Consider the following 16,846-nt stretch of genomic DNA (forward strand, 5'->3'; position numbering starts at 1 on the left):
CGTACGGCGGGCGTACGGCGGGCGTACGGCGGGAGTACACGCGGATACTCCCGCTGTCAGACGCGGTACGGAGCGCCGCGGACGACCGTGGAGGAATGCAGCCGAACCTATCGCGGCCCGCCCGCAGGGCCCTTCTCGTCGTCCATGTCGTCGTCTCCGTCGGCTGGCTCGGGCTCACCCTCTGCCTGCTCGCGCTGGGCATCGCAGGGGCGGCCTCCGGATCGGCGGACACCGCCGAGGCCGCCTATCGCGCCATGAAGATCTTCGGCGACTGGCTGATCGCGCCGATCAGCCTGGCGTCCCTGCTGAGCGGGGTGGCGCTGTCGCTCGGGACGCCCTGGGGGCTGGCCCGGTACCGCTGGGTGTACATCAAGTTCTGGCTGACGGTGCCAGCGGTCGGCGCGTCCGTCTTCGCGCTGCGGGCCGAGATCGCGTCGGCCGCGGGCGATGCCTCGGCGGGGCGGGCCGTGCCGTCCACCGTCGATCTCGTCATCGCGCCCTCGGTGGCGCTGGGCGTCTATCTGTTCCTCACCGCCATCTCGGTCCTCAAGCCGTGGGGGCTGACGGCGCGCGGCCGTCGGTGGCAGGCCGGACGCCGTTCCTCCGGAGCCGGAGCCGGGGCCGGGAACAAGGCCGGGGCACGGTCCGGCCGCCGAACGGCAAGCCGCATCCCGGCCCGCTCCCAGGTCCGCTCCACGGCGGGATGAGGGCGCGTAGCGCCTCCGTTGAGGGTGGTGGTGGGCGACGAGCAGACGGGCTGCCGGCGCGTAGCGCCTCCGTTGAGGGTGGTGGTGGGCGACGGGTGGGCGTGACGGCCAGGTCAGCGTACGGCTGTCGCGTCCTCCCTCGGCTCGTCGGTGGCGGAGAGCCCGCCCGCGGCGACGATCCGCCCGGTGCGTGCGGTGCGCCGTTCGAGGGTGGCCGAGAGGACGGCGGTGCCGAGGGCGGCCGCGGCCATCAGGGCGCCGACCCAGTTGGGCGCGGTGTAGCCCATTCCGGCGGAGATGACGATGCCGCCGAGCCAGGCGGCCAGGGCGTTGCCCAGGTTGAAGGCGCCGATGTTGGCGGCCGAGGCGAGCGTCGGCGCGTCCGGGGCCTGGTCCATGACCCGCTTCTGCAGCGGCGCCACGGTCGCGAAGCCGAAGGCTCCGACCAGGACGAGGGTGGCGGCGGCCGCGATCTTGTTGTGGGCGGTGAAGCCGAACGCGGCGAGGACGACGGCGAGTCCGCCGAGGGTGAGGTACAGCATCCGCATCAGCGCCCGGTCGGCGTAGCGCCCGCCGATCAGGTTGCCGCCGACCAGGCCGAGGCCGAAGAGGACGAGCAGCCAGGTCACGGCGGAGCCGGAGTAGCCGGCCACGTCCACCATCATCGGCGTGATGTAGGTGATGGCGGCGAAGACCCCGCCGAAGCCGAGCACGGTCATGATCATCGCCAGCCACACCTGTGGATTGCGGAAGGCCGCGAGTTCCTGGCCGAGGCGGGCGGCGGCCGGGCCGGGCTGCCGGGGCACGAGGGCGGCGATGCCGGCCAGGCCGAGCACGCCGAGGCCGGCGACGGCGAGGAAGGACGCGCGCCAGCCGAAGGTCTGGCCGATCCAGGTGCCCATGGGGACGCCGACGACGTTGGCGACGGTCAGGCCGGTGAACATGGTGGCGATGGCCTGGGCCCGCTTGTGCGGGGCGACCAGGTCGGCGGCGACCACCGCGCCGATGCCGAAGAAGGCGCCGTGCGCGAAGGAGGCGAGCACCCGCCCGGCGAGCAGCAGAAGGAAGGCGGGGGCGAACGCGGAGAGCAGATTGCCCGCGATGAACAGCCCCATCAGCGTCGTCAGCATCTGCTTACGGGTGAGCCGGGTGCCGAGCAGGGTCAGCAGCGGGGCGCCGAAGACGACGCCGAGGGCGTAGCCGGTGGTCGCGTATCCGGCGGTGGGGATGGAGACATGGAACTCGTCCGCCACCTCGGGCAGCAGTCCCATGATCACGAATTCGGTGGTGCCGATACCGAAGGCGCCGATGGCGAGCGCCAGCAGGGCGAGGGGCATGTCGGGCGGTCCTCAGAACGAGTGGGCGAGTGAGCGAGTGGGCGATTGCATGGAAGCTTTGAACGCGTTGACAATAATTGCAGACGCGTTTTATTTGCAAGCGCCGTCTTTTTCATCGAGTGGACTACCCTGGGGGCACCACACCCAAGGAGGGGACCCATGCCGGATGCGCCGACCGACGCGCCGCCCCCGGAGGAGCCGCTGCCCGGCGGGCGGGCCCTCGCCCAGAGCTGGTGCGCCCTGTCCTCCCTGCACGGCCGCATCGAGACCCACGTCGAGCGCGCGCTGCAGGCCCGGCACGAGCTGAGCGTCCGCGAGTTCTCGGTGCTCAACGTGCTCAACGAGCAGCACGACGGCCCGGGCGGGCATCTCCAGATGCGCCAGCTCGCCGACGCCGTCGTCCTCAGCCAGAGCGCCACCACCCGCCTGGTCACCCGGCTGGAGGATCGCGGGCTGCTGTCCCGCTACATCTGCCCGGACGACCGCCGCGGCATCTACACCAACGTCACCCCGGCCGGCCGGGAACTGCTCGACCAAGCCCGCCCCACCAACGACGCCGCACTGCGCTACGCCCTCCAGGACGCCGCCGCACGGCCCGAGCTGGCCCCGCTGGTCGCGGCCGTCGAAGGGCTGTGGGCCCCCGCGTAGGCTGCCCGCCATGAGCGACTTCGAGATCCGCCGGGCGACCGCCGACGACATACCCGCCATCGTGGCCATGCTGGCCGACGATCCGCTCGGCGCCCGGCGCGAGTCTCCGGACGACCTGGCCCCCTACCGGGCGGCGTTCGAGCGGATCGACCGCGACCCGGGCCAGCGTCTGGTCGTCGCCGTACGGGACGGCCGTACCGTCGGCACCCTCCAGCTCACCGTCATCCCCGGCCTGTCCCGGCGCGGCGCCACCCGTTCGATCATCGAGGCCGTCCGCATCCACTCCGACGAGCGCGGCGGCGGGCTCGGCACCCAGCTGATCCAGTGGGCAGTCGACGAGTCGCGCCGCGAGGGCTGCGTACTGGTGCAGCTCACCTCGGACGCGACCCGTACCGACGCCCACCGCTTCTACGAGCGCCTCGGCTTCGAGGCCTCGCACGTGGGATTCAAGCTCGCGCTCTAGGACTCAGAGCGCGTCGAGGTCGATCGCCTCGGCCATCCGCCGGTAGCCCGCGTCGTTGGGGTGCTTGTGGTCCCCGCTGTCGTACGCCGGGTCGAGCGCCAGCGGATCCGACGGCGAGGCCATGACCTCGGCGAAGTCGACCACCGCGGCGAACTCGCCTGAGGTGCGGATCCACTCGTTGATCGCGGCGCGCTTCGCCTCGGAACGCGCCGTGTGGTACTCGGCGCCCTTGAAGGGCAGGATCGTCGCGCCCACGACCCGCACCCCCCTGGCATGGGCCCGCGCGATCAGCTCGCGGTAGCCGGCGATCACCTGCTCGGCCGAGACCTGCGGATCGGGCTTGTAGGTGGGCAGATCCACCTCGCTGAACCCGATGTCGTTGAGCCCCTGCAGCAGGATCACCGACCTGACGCCCGGCTTGTCCAGCACATCGCGCCGGAACCGGGCGCCCGCCCGGTCCCCGTACCAGGGCGAGTCGTGCAGCAGCAGGTTCCCCCCGATACCGGAGTTGAGGACCGGGCGCGGGGTGCCGGCCGCCGCCAGGCGCTCCGCCAGCAGGTCCGGCCAGCGGCTGTTGGCGTCTGAGGTCGAGCCGAAGCCGTCGGTGATGGAGTCGCCGAAGGCGACCACGGAGCCGCGCCGTCCGGCGCCCCCGCCGGTCAGCTCCACGTCCGAGAGGTAGTACCAGGAGTGGGTGTACGCGGTGAAGGCCGCGCCCGTACGGTCTGCGCCGTGGTCGCCCTCCGCGCGATAGCTCTTCGCATACGCCTGGGCGTGGAACGTGGACGGACCGGTCGGCTCCGCGAAGTACAGCGTCACCGTCAGCGATTCGAACGGCGCCACGCGCACCGGAGCCGCGTCGCTGGCCGTCTCGCCGCCCGCCGGGATCGTCACCGCCCGCCGGTGCCCGAAGGTCAGCCTGCGCACGCTCCCGGCCTCGACCGACGCGCCGCCCGCGGTCCGGGCGACGGTCGCGCCCGCGATGCGCAGCGGCTCGCTGCCGTACAGATTCGACAGCCTGATCCGGGCCGCGGTGCCACCGCCGGTCACCCGCACGACCTGGCGCACGGTCTGGTCGGCGAAGCCCTTGAGGGCCCAGTTCTCCTCGAAGCCCTCGCTGGGGCGCTGGACGGGCGCCGCCCACCCGGCCGACCAAACAGTCCCACGCTGGTCACTCGCGGTTCGGGCGGTGGCCGGGCCTGAGGCGGCCATGACCGCGGTCAGGGCGAGCAGGGACGCACCGACGCGCAGCGCTGAAGGGCGCATGGCGGATCTCCTTCGGACGTGGCGGACGCGGGGCCGCCGGACGTGTGTACGGAGATCAGCCTGTGGCGGTGCGCGGGGCCTACCCAGCCCCCGCCGATGCGTACCACCGCCAGGGTCAGGCACGGCCGGTCTCAGGCACGGCCGGTCTCAGGCACGGGCCGGAGCCGGGGCGCGGCTCACGCCCCCGGGCGCCACCCCCGCGGATCCACCCCGCCCGGCACCGCGCCATCGGCCTCGTACGGCTCCCGGGTGAAGACGAAGGTGCCCAGATCGAGGTGGACGTTGTCCGCCCCGCCGTACGGACCGCCGCCCGCGCCCCGCACCACGCGCAGCGTCTCCCCCGCGTAGTAGCCGTCGAGCCCGGTCCAGGTGCCGTCCGGCTCCGCCCGGAACCGCGAGCCGCGTCCCCTTCCGTTCAGCGGGCGCAGCTCGAGCCCCCGCTCGGGGCGCAGCCGCAGCAGGAAGGGGGTGGGGCCCCAGTACCAGGGCCCGGTCAGGGCCACCAGCTCCGGATCGGCCTCGGGCAGCGGGCGCCAGGGCGCGGGCATGGGCGGCTCGTGCTCGGCCGCGATCCGTACGAGATCGGCGGCGGCGGTGGCGACCATGGGCCCGGAGGTGGCGTTGGCCAGCGCGATCCCGGCCAGCCCGTCCTCCGGGCTCGCCCACAGGGCGGCCAGGAAGCCCGGCATGGAACCGGTGTGGCCGATGAGAACGCGGCCGTCGTGGCGGGTCAGCTGGATGCCGAGGCCATAGCCGGCGTCCCAGTCGTCGTCCTCGGGGGCGGCCGCCGGGGCCCGCATCTCGGCCAGCGTCCGGGGGTCCAGCACCCGGTCGTCCCCGTCCATCAGGAAGGCGGCGTACCGGGCCAGGTCGGCCGCCGTCGACCACAGCTGCCCGGCCGGGGCCATCCGGCCGGTGTCCACGGCGGGTTCGGGCAGCAGCACATCCGCCCAGGGGTGCACCGCCCAGCCCTCGGCGTGCGGGGGCTGAGGCAGCGACGAGGTGCGCGCCATCCCCAGCGGCTCCAGCACCTCAAGCCGCAGCACCTCGTCCCAGGGCGCGCCGCGCAGCCGCTCGACGAGCGCGCCCAGCAGCGCGAAGCCGGGGTTGGAGTAGTGGTGGCGGCGGCCGGCGGGGTGGCGCAGCGGGCGCTCCCCGAAGATGTCGGCCGTCTCGGGCCGCAGTTCGCCCGGCGTACGCTCCCACCAGGGGCCGCGGGCCTCCGCCGCCAGGCCCGAGGTGTGGGAGAGCAGCTGGGCGATGGTCGCGTCCCCGGCCTCCGGTACGTCCAGGTGGCGGGAGACCGGGTCGCCGAGATACAGCAGCCCCTCGTCGCGCAGCCGCATCACCAGCACCGCCACAAAGGTCTTGGTGAGCGACCCGATGCGGTACTGGGTGTTGGCATCGGGCGTGCGCCGTCCCAGTTCCCCGCGCGTCCCCACCCACCACAGCTGCCCGTCCCGCACCACCGCGCCCACGAGGGACGGCGCGCGGCCCTCGGTCTGCGCGATGGCGATCCGGCGGAGCAGGGCGCGACGGGTGGCGGGCAGGGGCTGTGCGGTCTCATCCATGGGCGCGGTCATGCCCGCACCCTATGCGCCGCGCCATATCCCGCGGCCCATGTCCGACCGGTCGGTTCCACGGGCCAGTTGACCAGCCCTGGCATTGACGTCGGCGTCAAGGTCTACCGTCGTGGCCATGCGGATCGGAGAGCTGGCCGAACGGGCGGGTACGACCACCCGCACGCTGCGCTACTACGAGACGCTCGGGCTGCTGCCCGCGCGCCGCGCGGGCAACGGATACCGGGCGTACGACGAGGACGACCTGCGGCTGCTGCGGCAGATACAGACGCTGCGGGACTTCGGCTTCGGCCTGGAGGAGACCCGGCCGTTCGTGGAGTGTCTGCGCGCCGGGCACCCCGCGGGCGACTCCTGCCCGGCCTCGCTCGCGGTGTACCGCCGCAAGCTGGCCGAGCTGGACGAGTGCATCGCGCATCTGAACGGCGTACGGCAGCAGGTCGGGGCGCAGCTCGCCGAGGCGGAGCGGGCCATGGCCTCACTGGAGGCCGCGGCGACGGCACCGGGGGGACCCGAACCGCGCTGCGGGCTGGGCCCGTATGACGGAGACGAAGCGACGGAGAGGAGAGCGGGATGACGTCGACTCGGACCAGCGGAGTGGTCACGGTCACGGACGAGACCTTCCAGCGGGAGGTGCTGGAGTCCGGGCTGCCGGTACTGGTGGAGTTCACGGCCTCGTGGTGCCCGCCGTGCCGGATGATCGCGCCGGTGCTGGCGGAGGTGGCGCGGGAGGAGGCACACCGGCTCAAGGTCGTCGAGCTGGACGTGGACGCCAATCCGGGCACCACGACGGCGTACGGCGTGCTGTCCATGCCGACGCTGATGGTGTTCCGGGACGGTGAGCCGGTGCGGTCGATGGTGGGCGCCCGTCCCAAGCGGCGGCTGCTGGAGGAGCTGGCCGACGTGATCTAGCCGCTTGGGGTCACCGACCCTGAGCGGTCAGGCCCTTTGCGGTCAGGTCTGGGCCATGTCCACGAAGCGCGAGTAGTGCCCCTGGAAGGCGACCGTGATCGTGGCCGTCGGGCCGTTACGGTGCTTGGCCACGATCAGGTCCGCCTCGCCCGCGCGCGGCGACTCCTTCTCGTACGCGTCCTCCCGGTGCAGCAGGATGACCATGTCGGCATCCTGCTCGATGGAACCACTCTCACGCAGGTCCGAGACCATGGGCTTCTTGTCCGTCCGCTGCTCGGGTCCACGGTTCAGCTGTGAGAGCGCGATGACCGGCACTTCCAGCTCCTTGGCCAGCAGCTTGAGGTTTCGCGACATGTCCGAGACCTCCTGCTGGCGGCTCTCGGGGCGCCGCGCGCCGCCGGACTGCATCAGCTGGAGATAGTCGATGACCACCAGCTGCAGATCGTTGCGCTGCTTGAGACGGCGGCACTTGGCCCGGATCTCCATCATCGACAGGTTCGGGGAGTCGTCGATGTAGAGGGGCGCGGCGGACACATCAGGCATACGGCGGGCCAGCCGCGTCCAGTCCTCGTCCGTCATGCTTCCGGACCGCATATGGTGCAGCGCCACCCGCGCCTCGGCGGACAGCAGACGCATGGCGATCTCATTGCGCCCCATCTCCAGGGAGAAGATGACGCTGGGCATGTTGTTCTTGATGGAGCAGGCGCGCGAGAAGTCCAGGGCGAGGGTGGACTTGCCCATCGCGGGGCGGGCGGCGATGACGATCATCTGGCCGGGGTGCAGCCCGTTCGTCAGCGCGTCCAGATCGGTGAAGCCGGTGGGCACGCCGGACATCTGGCCACTGCGGGAGCCGATGGCCTCGATCTCGTCGAGCGCGCCCTCCATGATGTCGCCGAGCGGCAGATAGTCCTCGCTGGTGCGCTGCTCGGTGACGGCGTAGATCTCCGCCTGGGCGTTGTTGACGATCTCATCCACATCGCCGTCCGCCGCGTATCCCATCTGGGTGATGCGGGTGCCGGCCTCGACCAGGCGGCGCAGCACCGCGCGCTCATGGACGATCTCGGCGTAGTACTCGGCGTTGGCGGCGGTGGGGACCGACTGGACGAGGGTGTGGAGATACGAGGCGCCGCCGACGCGGGCGATCTCGCCGCGCTTGGTGAGCTCGGCGGCGACCGTGATCGGGTCGGCCGGCTCGCCCTTGGCGTAGAGGTCGAGAATGGCCTGGTAGACCGTCTCATGGGCGGGGCGGTAGAAGTCGTTGCCCTTGAGGACCTCGACGACATCGGCGATGGCGTCCTTGGACAGCAGCATGCCGCCCAGGACCGACTGCTCGGCGTCCAGGTCCTGCGGCGGAACGCGCTCGAAGCCCGCCCCCTCCCAGGCGCCCGACTCCCGGCCGCGCTCATGCTGTTCATCACGGCCACGGCCGCCTTCGCCGCGACGGAACCGGGGGGAAGGGAACCGGTCGACCGGGCCGGAGTCCGCCCAGGGGTCGTCCATGGGCTCGGGCATGCTCACCCGCCACCTCCTCCCGTCCGCGGTGCGGACCTCACCGCGCGTCTCTTTCTTACGCCACGGCTATGACAAACAGGGCGCCCAACTTCCGGTTCCGGCGCAGCGGGTTCGGTGGAATCCAGGCCGGAACAGGCAGCGGGCGCCGGACCACGGTAGGCCCCTCTCCCCCCTCAGCCAACTTGGTTATCCACAGGGTGTGTGGATGACGGGGGCCATCCTGTGGAGAAGTCCCGCGATCCTGTGCACGGGTCGGGGGACAGCGCTGTGGACAAACACACAATCACCCCAGACTTACGGCTCTGACCTGCGATTTCTTCATCCAGGGGCTGTGCAGGAGAAAAACTTCTCCACCAGGATCAAGATCACGACAAACGGCGCAGAGGAGATCGCCCCGTCACCTCGCTTGTAAGGGATGAAATTGGGTTGTGTCTCTTACCTGTGGAAGATTAGATTGCCCTCATGACTCTGGCCCCCGCGACCGAGCGGAAGACCGCCCGGCGACACGATCGCGAGATCGTCGCGCTCGCCCTCCCCGCCTTCGGCGCACTGGTGGCGGAACCCCTCTTCGTGATGGTCGACAGCGCCATCGTCGGCCACCTCGGCACCCCGCAGCTCGCCGGGCTCGGCGTCGCCGCCGCCCTTCTCACCACCGCCGTCAACATCTTCATCTTTCTCGCCTATGCCACCACGGCGGCCGTGGCCCGCCGCGTCGGCGCCGGCGATCTGGCCGGAGCGCTCCGCCAGGGTCTTGACGGCATCTGGCTCGCCCTCCTCCTCGGCGGCGCCGTCATCGCCGTCACCCTGCCCACCGCCCCGGAGCTCGTCGGCCTCTTCGGCGCCTCGGGCACCGCGACCCCCCATGCCATCACCTATCTGCGCATCAGCTCACTCGGCATCCCCGCGATGCTGGTCGTGCTCGCCGCCACGGGTGTGCTCCGCGGTCTCCAGGACACCCGGACCCCGCTGTACGTCGCCATCGGCGGTTTCATGGCCAACGGCGCCCTGAACGCCGCCCTGGTCTACGGCGCCGGACTCGGCATCGCGGGCTCCGCCTGGGGCACCGTGATCGCCCAGTGCGCCATGGCCGCCGTCTATCTCGCCGTGGTCGTACGGGGCGCCAGGCGCCATGGCGCCACGCTGCGCCCGGACCTGGCCGGGATACGAGCCTGCGCCCAGGCGGGGGTGCCGCTGCTGGTCCGCACCCTGGCCCTGCGCGCCGTCACGCTGATCGTGACCGTGCTCGCGGCCCGCCTCGGCGACGACGAGATCGCCGCCCATCAGGTCGTCCTGTCCCTGTGGACCCTGCTGGCGTTCGCCCTGGACGCCATCGCGATCGCCGGCCAGGCGATCATCGGGCGCTATCTGGGGGCGGGTGACGCCGAGGGCGCGCGCGCCGCCTGCCGCCGGATGGTCCAGTGGGGCATCGCCTCCGGGGTGGTGCTCGGGCTGCTGGTCATCGCGGCCCGCCCGCTGTTCATCCCGCTGTTCACCTCGGACCCGGCGGTACGGGACACCCTGCTGCCCGCCCTGCTGGTGACGGCCGTCATCCAGCCTGTGTCCGGGGTCGTCTTCGTCCTGGACGGGGTGCTGATGGGTGCGGGGGACGGCGCCTATCTGGCTGGGGCGATGATCGTCACCCTGGCCGTCTTCGCCCCGGTCGCGCTGCTGGTGCCCTCGCTCGGCGGCGGCCTGACGGCCCTGTGGTGGACCATGGCACTGATGATGACGGTCCGGCTGGTCACCTTGTGGCTGCGCACCCGCTCGGGCCGCTGGATCGTCACCGGCGCGGTGCGCGGCTAGGCCGCCGGCCGCAGAGATCGTTGCAGAGACTGGGCAGATGACTGAGGGCCGCGACCCCGGCGTGGGTCGCGGCCCTCAGTCGTGCTGTACAGCGAGCTCCCCCAGCTACCGCTGGAGGTGCCCCGCCAGCGATGGCTGGGAGGGGGTACCTCCCAGCGGTAGCTGGGGGAGCATCCGTCAGGCGGCGACGACCTCGACGCCCACCTTGGCGGCAACCTCGGCGTGCAGACGCACCGACACCTGGTGAGCGCCCAGGGTCTTGATCGGGGCGGCCACCTCGATCCGGCGCTTGTCCACCTCGGGGCCACCCGCGTCCTTGATCGCCGAAGCGATGTCGGCCGGGGTGACGGAGCCGAACAGACGGCCGGCGTCACCGGCGCGGGTCTTCAGGCGCACCTTGACGCCCTCGAGCTGCGACTTGACCTCGTTGGCCTGCTCGATCGTGGCGATCTCGCGGATGCGACGACCGCGGCGGATCTGCTCGACGTCCTTCTCGCCACCCTTGGTCCAGCGGATCGCCAGACCACGGGGGACCAGGTAGTTACGGGCGTAACCGTCCTTGACGTCCACGACGTCGCCGGCGGTGCCGAGGCCGGAGACCTCGTGGGTGAGGATGATCTTCATGACTCGGTCACCCTTCCCTTATCGCGCGGTGGAGGTGTAGGGCAGCAGCGCCATCTCACGGCTGTTCTTCACGGCCGTGGCGACGTCACGCTGGTGCTGGGTGCAGTTGCCGGTGACCCGGCGGGCACGGATCTTGCCGCGGTCGGAAATGAACTTCCGCAGCAGGTTCGTGTCCTTGTAGTCGACGTAGGAGATCTTCTCCTTGCAGAACACGCAAACCTTCTTCTTAGGCTTGCGAGCAGGCGGCTTCGCCATTGTCTCTCTCCAGTGTGATCAAGAAGTTTGTGCTGGTCGCCCTGACCAGACCGGGCACCGTTTCACGTGAAACAGCGGTTTCACGTGAAACAGCGCATACGGGCCTAGAAGGGCGGCTCGTCCGAGTAGCCGCCGCCGGAGTTGCCGGAGCCGCCGCCCCAGCCACCGCCGCCACCGCCCTGCTGGCCGCCGGCGGGGGCGCTGGTCGCCCACGGGTCGTCGGCCGGAGCACCGCCGCCGCCCTGCTGACCGCCGCCGGGGCCGCCGCCCCAGCCACCGCCACCGCCGCCGCCCTGCTGGCCACCGCCGTATCCACCCTGGCCGCCGCGGCCGGTGGTCTTGGTGACCTTCGCCGTGGCGTTACGCAGGCTGGCGCCGACTTCTTCGACATCCAGCTCGTAGACCGTGCGCTTGACCCCTTCGCGATCCTCGTAGGACCGCTGCTTCAGCCGGCCCTGCACGATGACGCGCATACCACGCTGGAGCGACTCGGCGACGTTCTCCGCGGCCTGACGCCACACCGAGCACGTGAGGAAGAGGCTCTCGCCGTCCTTCCACTCGTTGGTCTGCCGGTCGAACGTACGGGGAGTGGACGCGACACGGAACTTCGCGACCGCCGCACCGGACGGGGTGAAGCGCAGCTCGGGGTCGTCGACGAGATTGCCGACGACCGTGATGACGGTCTCGCCTGCCATTGGGGGAACCTCTCGGCGGGTACTGCTGGGCTGCTTGCTACTCGTTGCGATTCGGCCCGATGGCCGCTGAACGCTTACGCGGTCAGTGGGTCTCGGGACGGAGGACCTTGGTCCGGAGGACCGACTCGTTCAGGTTCAGCTGGCGGTCGAGCTCCTTGACGACCGCGGGCTCGGCCTGCAGGTCGATGACCGAGTAGATGCCCTCGGGCTTCTTCTTGATCTCGTACGAGAGACGACGACGGCCCCAGGTGTCGACCTTCTCGACCTTGCCGTTGCCCTCACGGACGACGGAAAGGAAGTTCTCGATCAGCGGGGAGACAGCGCGCTCCTCGAGATCGGGGTCGAGGATGACCATCACCTCGTAGTGACGCATGTGGAACCCACCTCCTTTGGACTCAGCGGCCACGGTCGATCCGTGGCAGGAGGGTCGTGATGCGTACCGCTTCGGTGTCTGCGCAGACACCACCGCGGACGGTACACACTACCCGCCGACCGCCGCCGGGTTGAAATCCGGCCGCCTGCCGCCGCAATCTGTACACATCGGGTGTGAGCGGCGTTACAGTTTTCGCCGCTTTGCCATATGCGCCTATACGGAGGTGCCCCATGGCACAGGCAGCACGACCGCACCACGGACTCCTCTCCTTCCTCGACACCGACGGCAAGCCCCATCCCGTCGAGAACTCCTTCGCCGCGGCGACCCTGCTGATCGGCGTGATCGCGTTCATCACCGCTCATTTCCCCCATCTCCACCTGGTCAGCTCGTGGATGGGCCTGGCCGGCATCATCACCGGACTGTGGGGACAGCTGATCTCCGCGACCACCGGGGAGCGCTTCCTGCTGATCATCGGGCTCGGCGCGGCAGGCGTCGGTTTCTATCTCGGTATGGCACACGGCGGCCTCTTCGGCGGTGTGCTGGGCTGAGCTCAGGCCGGGTCCCTTGCCCCCGGGCCCAAACGGGGCGCTCCCTTGTCGCAGTAGGCTTCGGCGCGAGAGCCGGAGCCCCGACCATGGGGACAAACCTGCCGAGGAGCGCCCCGCATGAGCCTGACCCTGAGGACGATCAGCCGAGAGCAGCATCTGGCGTACATCCAGAGCCTGCCCGCGGCCAGCCACATGCAGGTCCCGGCATGGGCGGACGTCAAGACGGAGTGGCGCTCGGAGAGCCTCGGCTGGTTCGACGCCAGCGGCCAGCTGGTGGGCGTCGGCCTCGTCCTCTATCGGCAGCTGCCCAAGATCAAGCGCTATCTCGCCTATCTGCCCGAGGGCCCGGTCATCAACTGGTACTCGCCGCACCTCGAGGACTGGCTGCGCCCGATGCTCGCGCACCTCAAGCAGCAGGGCGCCTTCTCGGTCAAGATGGGCCCGCCGGTCATCATCCGCCGCTGGGACGCCGCCGCGATCAAGTCCGGCATCCAGAACCCGGATGTCAAGCGGCTGCGCGATATCGAGGCCACCTTCATCGAGCCGCGGGCCTTCGAGGTCTCCGACCGGCTGCGCCGCATGGGCTGGCAGCAGGGCGAGGACGGCGGGGCCGGCTTCGGTGACGTCCAGCCCCGCTACGTCTTCCAGGTGCCCCTGGAGAACCGCTCCCTGGAAGATGTCCACAAGGGCTTCAACCAGCTGTGGCGGCGCAACATCAAGAAGGCCGAGAAGGCCGGCGTCGAGGTCGTCCAGGGCCAGTACGAGCATCTGGCGGAGTGGCAGCGGCTGTACGAGATCACCGCGGAGCGCGACCACTTCCGCCCCCGCCCGCTCAGCTACTTCCAGCGCATGTGGCAGGCCCTCAACAGCGAGGACCCCAACCGGATGCGGCTGTACTTCGCCATTCACGAGGGCGAGGCCGTCGCCGCCGCCACCATGCTGATCGTCGGCGGCCATGTCTGGTACTCCTACGGCGCCTCCGCCAACCACAAGCGCGAGGTCCGGCCCTCGAACGCGATGCAGTGGCGCATGCTGCGCGACGCCTACGCGCTGGGCGCCACCGTCTACGACCTGCGGGGCATCAGCGACTCGCTGGACGAGAACGACCACCTTTTCGGCCTCATCCAGTTCAAGGTGGGCACCGGCGGTCAGGCGGCCGAATACCTCGGCGAGTGGGACTTCCCCCTCAACAAGCTGCTGCACAAGGCGCTGGACATCTACATGTCGCGACGCTGACTTTCCCGATTTCTCGACTCTCCACCTACGCTGCATACCTCCAATACACCGCGGCCACGAGAAAGGTTCCGGGACCGGCCAATGGCGCTCACCCTCTACGTCGACACCGCGCGCTGGCGGGCGCACCAGCACATGGTGATCCAGCAGTTCCCCGGCATAGTCCCGGTCTGCAAAGGCAACGGGTACGGCTTCGGCCATGAGCGGCTGGCCGAGGAAGCCAGCCGCATCGGCTCCGACATCCTCGCGGTGGGCACCACATACGAGGCCGCCCGGATGAAGGATTACTTCAGCGGCGACCTGCTGGTGCTCACCCCCTTCCGCCGTGGCGAGGAGCCCGTACCGCTGCCGGACCGGGTGATCCGCTCGGTCTCGTCGGTCGACGGGGTGTACGGCCTGGTGAACGCGCGCGTGGTCATCGAGGTCATGAGCAGCATGAAGCGCCATGGCGTCTCGGAGGCGGACCTTCCGAAGCTGCACGCCGCGATAGAGAACGTCCGGCTGGAGGGCTTCGCCATCCACCTCCCCCTGGACCGCACCGACGGGCTGGACGGGGTCGAGGAGGTCATCGCCTGGATGGACCGGCTGCGCGCCGCCCGGCTGCCGCTGCACACCATGTTCGTCAGCCACCTCAAGTCCGAGGAGCTGGCCCGTCTGCAGCAGCAGTTCCCGCAGACCCGGTTCCGCGCCCGCATCGGCACCCGGCTGTGGCTCGGCGACCACGACTCGACCCAGTACCGGGGCGCGGTGCTCGACGTCACCCGGGTCGCCAAGGGCGACCGCTTCGGCTACCGCCAGCAGAAGACGGCCTCCGACGGCTATCTGGTGGTCGTGGCGGGCGGCACCTCCCACGGCGTCGGGCTGGAGGCCCCCAAGGCCCTGCACGGCATGATGCCGCGGGCCAAGGGCGTCGCCCGCGCCGGGCTCGCGACCGTCAACCGCAACCTCTCGCCGTTCGTGTGGGCGGGCAAGCAGCGGTGGTTCGCCGAGCCGCCGCATATGCAGGTGTCCATCCTGTTCGTACCGGGCGATGTGGCGCCCCCGCAGGTGGGCGACGAACTGGTGGCCCACCTGCGGCACACCACGACCCAGTTCGACCGGCTGGTCGACCGCTGAGCCACCCGGCCACAGCCCCACACTCAGCACAGCCGCAAAGGGCCCGAAGCCACGCGACGATCGCGGCTTCGGGCCCTTCGCGGTTCTCGTCCCGTCCGGCGGGAGCTCACTCGCGTCTGACGCCCCACTCCACCCGCGCCGGCCCCTCGTACGCCGCCGCATGCCGCGCCTCCCCGAGGACGAACGCGTCCGGGGCCCGGTCCAGCACGCCGCCCGATGGGTCGTCCGACCCGTCCCGGCGCACCACGTCCCGCTCGGGCACCAGCGCATCCCGCACGACCAGGGCGCACAGGTACAGCGTTCCCAGGACGTGGGCGATCACCGCCAGCTGGTACCCCTCAGGCGGCAGCCCACGGTGCTGGTCGCCGCTGCCCGTGTACGCGAGGTACATCCAGATCCCGAGGAAATACATCACCTCGCACGCCTGCCACACCAGGAAGTCGCGCCACCGCGGCCGGGCCAGGGCCGCCAGCGGGATCAGCCACAGCACGTACTGCGGCGAATAGACCTTGTTGGTGATCACGAAGGCGGCGACGATCAGGAACGCGATCTGCGCCAGGCGCGGACGCCGCGGCGCGCACAGGACGAGCGCTGCGATGCCGGCGCAGGCCAGCACCATCAGCAGCGTGGCGTACACATTGACGTTGTCGAGCGGGTCCCCGGTGCGCTGGGAGACGACCAGCCAGATGGAGCCGAAGTCGACGGGCCGGTCCCGGCTGAAGGTGTAGAAGGTGAGCCAGCCCTCGCGGATGTGCAGCCCCCCGCGACTGCTGATCATCACCGGCACGTTCACGACGAGCCAGGCCCCCAGCGCCCCGCCCAGCGCCGTCCCGAAGGCGCGCAGCCGGCCGGCCCGCAGGCACAGCACCAGCAGCGCCCCGAGCAGCAGCACCGGATAGAACTTCGCGGCCGTCGCCAGCCCCAGCAGGATGCCCGCCGCCAGCGGACGGCTGCGCGACCACATCAGGATGCCGGCGGACGTGAGCGCGACCGCGAAGAGATCCCAGTTGACGGTCGCGGTGAGCGCGAAGGCGGGGGCGAGGGCGACCAGCAGGGCGTCCCAGGGGCGGCGGCGGTGCGTACGAGAGACACAGACGGCGACGACCGCAGCGCAGACCATGAGCATGCCCGCGTTGACCATCCAGTAGATCTGCTCCTGGTGCTGGAGGGATCCGCTGTGCGGGGTGAGCCGGGCGGCGACCTCCATGAAGAGACCGGTGAGGACCGGGTACTCCAGGTAGTCCATCCCGTCCGCGGCGCCCGGTATGCGGTCGAAGTACGGAACGACGTTCTCCGCGAAGCCGCGGCCCGCGTACAGGTGCGGCATATCGGAGTAGCAGGCGTGGGTGTACTGGGCGGTGGCTTCGTAGAACCAGCCGCCGTTGTAACAGGGCACCTTCTGCACCATGCCGAGGGCAAACATCCCAATGGCGACGAGCGCGATGATCCGCACCGGCGTCCACCAGCTGACCCCGAGCAGCGCCCGGCGCCCGGCCGGCCCGCCGATCAGCTCGCTGCCGGCCGCCGCCACCGCGTCTTCGGCGGTCGGCCGTACGGGCTCGGCCCCCGGGTCCCTGCGCACGCTCGTCATGGACCCATCCTGCCGTACGAGCCGGGCGAAGGCCGTGAGGCCCGCCCCCAGAGCCCCGGACGGCAAAGGGGTCCATAGAAGGGCCGGAGGAGGGCCGGGGAGGGCCCTGGAGACCCCCTGAGAAGGCCCATGCGGGCCAAGACCCGGAGAACAACGGCGGCGGCCGCGCCGGAGCGAGTGACGCTC

Annotated in this window: 18 protein-coding genes; 9 read left to right on the forward strand and 9 right to left on the reverse strand. The window is 70.8% G+C overall.

Annotated elements, in window-relative coordinates; translation table 11 throughout:
- Positions 1 to 95: 95 nt before the first annotated feature.
- Positions 96 to 707: a DUF2269 family protein gene (locus ACFV2X_RS51695; RefSeq protein WP_385630372.1), complete on the forward strand. Its 612-nt coding sequence runs from the start codon at positions 96 to 98 to the stop codon at positions 705 to 707.
- 113 nt (positions 708 to 820) lie between these two features.
- Here ACFV2X_RS51695 and ACFV2X_RS51700 read toward each other — a convergent pair whose 3' ends face one another.
- Positions 821 to 2,044, reverse strand: coding sequence for an MFS transporter (locus ACFV2X_RS51700; protein WP_385630375.1), 1,224 nt, complete (start codon positions 2,042 to 2,044; stop codon positions 821 to 823).
- Positions 2,045 to 2,203: 159 nt separating this feature from the next.
- On the opposite strand from ACFV2X_RS51700, the gene ACFV2X_RS51705 reads away from it, so the two are divergent.
- Both ACFV2X_RS51705 and ACFV2X_RS51710 read left to right on the forward strand, forming a co-directional pair.
- Positions 2,204 to 2,692 carry a MarR family winged helix-turn-helix transcriptional regulator gene (locus ACFV2X_RS51705; RefSeq protein ID WP_385630377.1) on the forward strand — a complete coding sequence of 163 codons (489 nt, stop codon included), beginning with the start codon at positions 2,204 to 2,206 and terminating at the stop codon, positions 2,690 to 2,692.
- A 10-nt stretch (positions 2,693 to 2,702) separates the two neighbouring features.
- Positions 2,703 to 3,155: a GNAT family N-acetyltransferase gene (locus tag ACFV2X_RS51710; RefSeq protein WP_385630380.1), complete on the forward strand. Its 453-nt coding sequence runs from the start codon at positions 2,703 to 2,705 to the stop codon at positions 3,153 to 3,155.
- Positions 3,156 to 3,158: 3 nt separating this feature from the next.
- Here ACFV2X_RS51710 and ACFV2X_RS51715 read toward each other — a convergent pair whose 3' ends face one another.
- Both ACFV2X_RS51715 and ACFV2X_RS51720 read right to left on the reverse strand, forming a co-directional pair.
- On the reverse strand, positions 3,159 to 4,421 hold the full coding sequence (locus tag ACFV2X_RS51715) for an SGNH/GDSL hydrolase family protein (protein WP_385630382.1): 1,263 nt from the start codon (positions 4,419 to 4,421) through the stop codon (positions 3,159 to 3,161).
- A gap of 176 nt (positions 4,422 to 4,597) precedes the next feature.
- Positions 4,598 to 6,004 (reverse strand): serine hydrolase domain-containing protein, encoded by a 1,407-nt coding sequence (locus tag ACFV2X_RS51720; protein ID WP_385630385.1) that lies wholly within the window; start codon positions 6,002 to 6,004, stop codon positions 4,598 to 4,600.
- A gap of 115 nt (positions 6,005 to 6,119) precedes the next feature.
- On the opposite strand from ACFV2X_RS51720, the gene ACFV2X_RS51725 reads away from it, so the two are divergent.
- Positions 6,120 to 6,575, forward strand: a complete 456-nt coding sequence (locus ACFV2X_RS51725; RefSeq protein WP_385630388.1) for a MerR family transcriptional regulator — start codon at positions 6,120 to 6,122, stop codon at positions 6,573 to 6,575.
- A complete protein-coding gene (gene trxA, locus ACFV2X_RS51730) occupies positions 6,572 to 6,910 on the forward strand; it encodes a thioredoxin (protein ID WP_385630390.1) in 339 nt (112 codons plus the stop codon). Before ACFV2X_RS51725 ends, trxA begins: the two co-directional genes overlap by 4 nt.
- Positions 6,911 to 6,952: 42 nt before the next feature.
- Here the strand turns inward: trxA and dnaB are convergent, their stop codons facing one another.
- Complete coding sequence (gene dnaB / locus ACFV2X_RS51735; RefSeq protein ID WP_385630409.1) at positions 6,953 to 8,410, reverse strand: replicative DNA helicase; 1,458 nt, start codon at positions 8,408 to 8,410, stop codon at positions 6,953 to 6,955.
- Between the two features lie 474 nt (positions 8,411 to 8,884).
- On the opposite strand from dnaB, the gene ACFV2X_RS51740 reads away from it, so the two are divergent.
- Positions 8,885 to 10,225: an MATE family efflux transporter gene (locus tag ACFV2X_RS51740; RefSeq protein WP_385630393.1), complete on the forward strand. Its 1,341-nt coding sequence runs from the start codon at positions 8,885 to 8,887 to the stop codon at positions 10,223 to 10,225.
- Positions 10,226 to 10,402: 177 nt separating this feature from the next.
- Here ACFV2X_RS51740 and rplI read toward each other — a convergent pair whose 3' ends face one another.
- The 4 genes from rplI to rpsF form a co-directional block, all read right to left on the reverse strand.
- Complete coding sequence (rplI, locus tag ACFV2X_RS51745) at positions 10,403 to 10,849, reverse strand: 50S ribosomal protein L9 (RefSeq protein WP_385630396.1); 447 nt, start codon at positions 10,847 to 10,849, stop codon at positions 10,403 to 10,405.
- 18 nt (positions 10,850 to 10,867) lie between these two features.
- Entirely contained in the window at positions 10,868 to 11,104 is a 237-nt protein-coding gene (gene rpsR / locus ACFV2X_RS51750) for a 30S ribosomal protein S18 (protein ID WP_003978893.1), read from the reverse strand.
- 104 nt (positions 11,105 to 11,208) lie between these two features.
- Positions 11,209 to 11,799, reverse strand: a complete 591-nt coding sequence (locus ACFV2X_RS51755) for a single-stranded DNA-binding protein (protein ID WP_089507387.1) — start codon at positions 11,797 to 11,799, stop codon at positions 11,209 to 11,211.
- An 82-nt stretch (positions 11,800 to 11,881) separates the two neighbouring features.
- Positions 11,882 to 12,172 carry a 30S ribosomal protein S6 gene (rpsF, locus tag ACFV2X_RS51760; protein ID WP_030827724.1) on the reverse strand — a complete coding sequence of 97 codons (291 nt, stop codon included), beginning with the start codon at positions 12,170 to 12,172 and terminating at the stop codon, positions 11,882 to 11,884.
- Between the two features lie 230 nt (positions 12,173 to 12,402).
- On the opposite strand from rpsF, the gene ACFV2X_RS51765 reads away from it, so the two are divergent.
- From ACFV2X_RS51765 to ACFV2X_RS51775, 3 genes are all read left to right on the forward strand, one after another.
- Entirely contained in the window at positions 12,403 to 12,720 is a 318-nt protein-coding gene (locus ACFV2X_RS51765; RefSeq protein WP_385630399.1) for a hypothetical protein, read from the forward strand.
- 117 nt (positions 12,721 to 12,837) lie between these two features.
- Positions 12,838 to 13,956: a lipid II:glycine glycyltransferase FemX gene (locus tag ACFV2X_RS51770; RefSeq protein ID WP_385630401.1), complete on the forward strand. Its 1,119-nt coding sequence runs from the start codon at positions 12,838 to 12,840 to the stop codon at positions 13,954 to 13,956.
- A gap of 81 nt (positions 13,957 to 14,037) precedes the next feature.
- Positions 14,038 to 15,069, forward strand: coding sequence for an alanine racemase (locus ACFV2X_RS51775; protein ID WP_089507390.1), 1,032 nt, complete (start codon positions 14,038 to 14,040; stop codon positions 15,067 to 15,069).
- Between the two features lie 106 nt (positions 15,070 to 15,175).
- Here the strand turns inward: ACFV2X_RS51775 and ACFV2X_RS51780 are convergent, their stop codons facing one another.
- On the reverse strand, positions 15,176 to 16,660 hold the full coding sequence (locus ACFV2X_RS51780) for a glycosyltransferase family 87 protein (protein ID WP_385630404.1): 1,485 nt from the start codon (positions 16,658 to 16,660) through the stop codon (positions 15,176 to 15,178).
- Positions 16,661 to 16,846 lie beyond the last annotated feature (186 nt).

It is taken from the genome of Streptomyces sp. NPDC059679 (assembly GCF_042734105.1).
In the GTDB taxonomy this organism is placed as follows: Bacteria; Actinomycetota; Actinomycetes; order Streptomycetales; family Streptomycetaceae; genus Streptomyces.

What these genes read in the sequence shown, in the direction of transcription:
- dnaB (WP_385630409.1), bottom strand. Translation starts at nt 8,410, where the DNA reads ATGGACGACCCCTGGGCGGACTCCGGCCCGGTCGACCGGTTCCCTTCC.
- ACFV2X_RS51755 (WP_089507387.1), bottom strand. Translation starts at nt 11,799, where the DNA reads ATGGCAGGCGAGACCGTCATCACGGTCGTCGGCAATCTCGTCGACGAC.
- ACFV2X_RS51780 (WP_385630404.1), bottom strand. Translation starts at nt 16,660, where the DNA reads ATGACGAGCGTGCGCAGGGACCCGGGGGCCGAGCCCGTACGGCCGACC.
- rpsR (WP_003978893.1), bottom strand. Translation starts at nt 11,104, where the DNA reads ATGGCGAAGCCGCCTGCTCGCAAGCCTAAGAAGAAGGTTTGCGTGTTC.
- ACFV2X_RS51740 (WP_385630393.1), top strand. Translation starts at nt 8,885, where the DNA reads ATGACTCTGGCCCCCGCGACCGAGCGGAAGACCGCCCGGCGACACGAT.
- ACFV2X_RS51765 (WP_385630399.1), top strand. Translation starts at nt 12,403, where the DNA reads ATGGCACAGGCAGCACGACCGCACCACGGACTCCTCTCCTTCCTCGAC.
- ACFV2X_RS51770 (WP_385630401.1), top strand. Translation starts at nt 12,838, where the DNA reads ATGAGCCTGACCCTGAGGACGATCAGCCGAGAGCAGCATCTGGCGTAC.
- rpsF (WP_030827724.1), bottom strand. Translation starts at nt 12,172, where the DNA reads ATGCGTCACTACGAGGTGATGGTCATCCTCGACCCCGATCTCGAGGAG.
- trxA (WP_385630390.1), top strand. Translation starts at nt 6,572, where the DNA reads ATGACGTCGACTCGGACCAGCGGAGTGGTCACGGTCACGGACGAGACC.
- ACFV2X_RS51700 (WP_385630375.1), bottom strand. Translation starts at nt 2,044, where the DNA reads ATGCCCCTCGCCCTGCTGGCGCTCGCCATCGGCGCCTTCGGTATCGGC.
- ACFV2X_RS51710 (WP_385630380.1), top strand. Translation starts at nt 2,703, where the DNA reads ATGAGCGACTTCGAGATCCGCCGGGCGACCGCCGACGACATACCCGCC.
- ACFV2X_RS51720 (WP_385630385.1), bottom strand. Translation starts at nt 6,004, where the DNA reads ATGACCGCGCCCATGGATGAGACCGCACAGCCCCTGCCCGCCACCCGT.
- rplI (WP_385630396.1), bottom strand. Translation starts at nt 10,849, where the DNA reads ATGAAGATCATCCTCACCCACGAGGTCTCCGGCCTCGGCACCGCCGGC.
- ACFV2X_RS51775 (WP_089507390.1), top strand. Translation starts at nt 14,038, where the DNA reads ATGGCGCTCACCCTCTACGTCGACACCGCGCGCTGGCGGGCGCACCAG.
- ACFV2X_RS51715 (WP_385630382.1), bottom strand. Translation starts at nt 4,421, where the DNA reads ATGCGCCCTTCAGCGCTGCGCGTCGGTGCGTCCCTGCTCGCCCTGACC.
- ACFV2X_RS51725 (WP_385630388.1), top strand. Translation starts at nt 6,120, where the DNA reads ATGCGGATCGGAGAGCTGGCCGAACGGGCGGGTACGACCACCCGCACG.
- ACFV2X_RS51705 (WP_385630377.1), top strand. Translation starts at nt 2,204, where the DNA reads ATGCCGGATGCGCCGACCGACGCGCCGCCCCCGGAGGAGCCGCTGCCC.
- ACFV2X_RS51695 (WP_385630372.1), top strand. Translation starts at nt 96, where the DNA reads ATGCAGCCGAACCTATCGCGGCCCGCCCGCAGGGCCCTTCTCGTCGTC.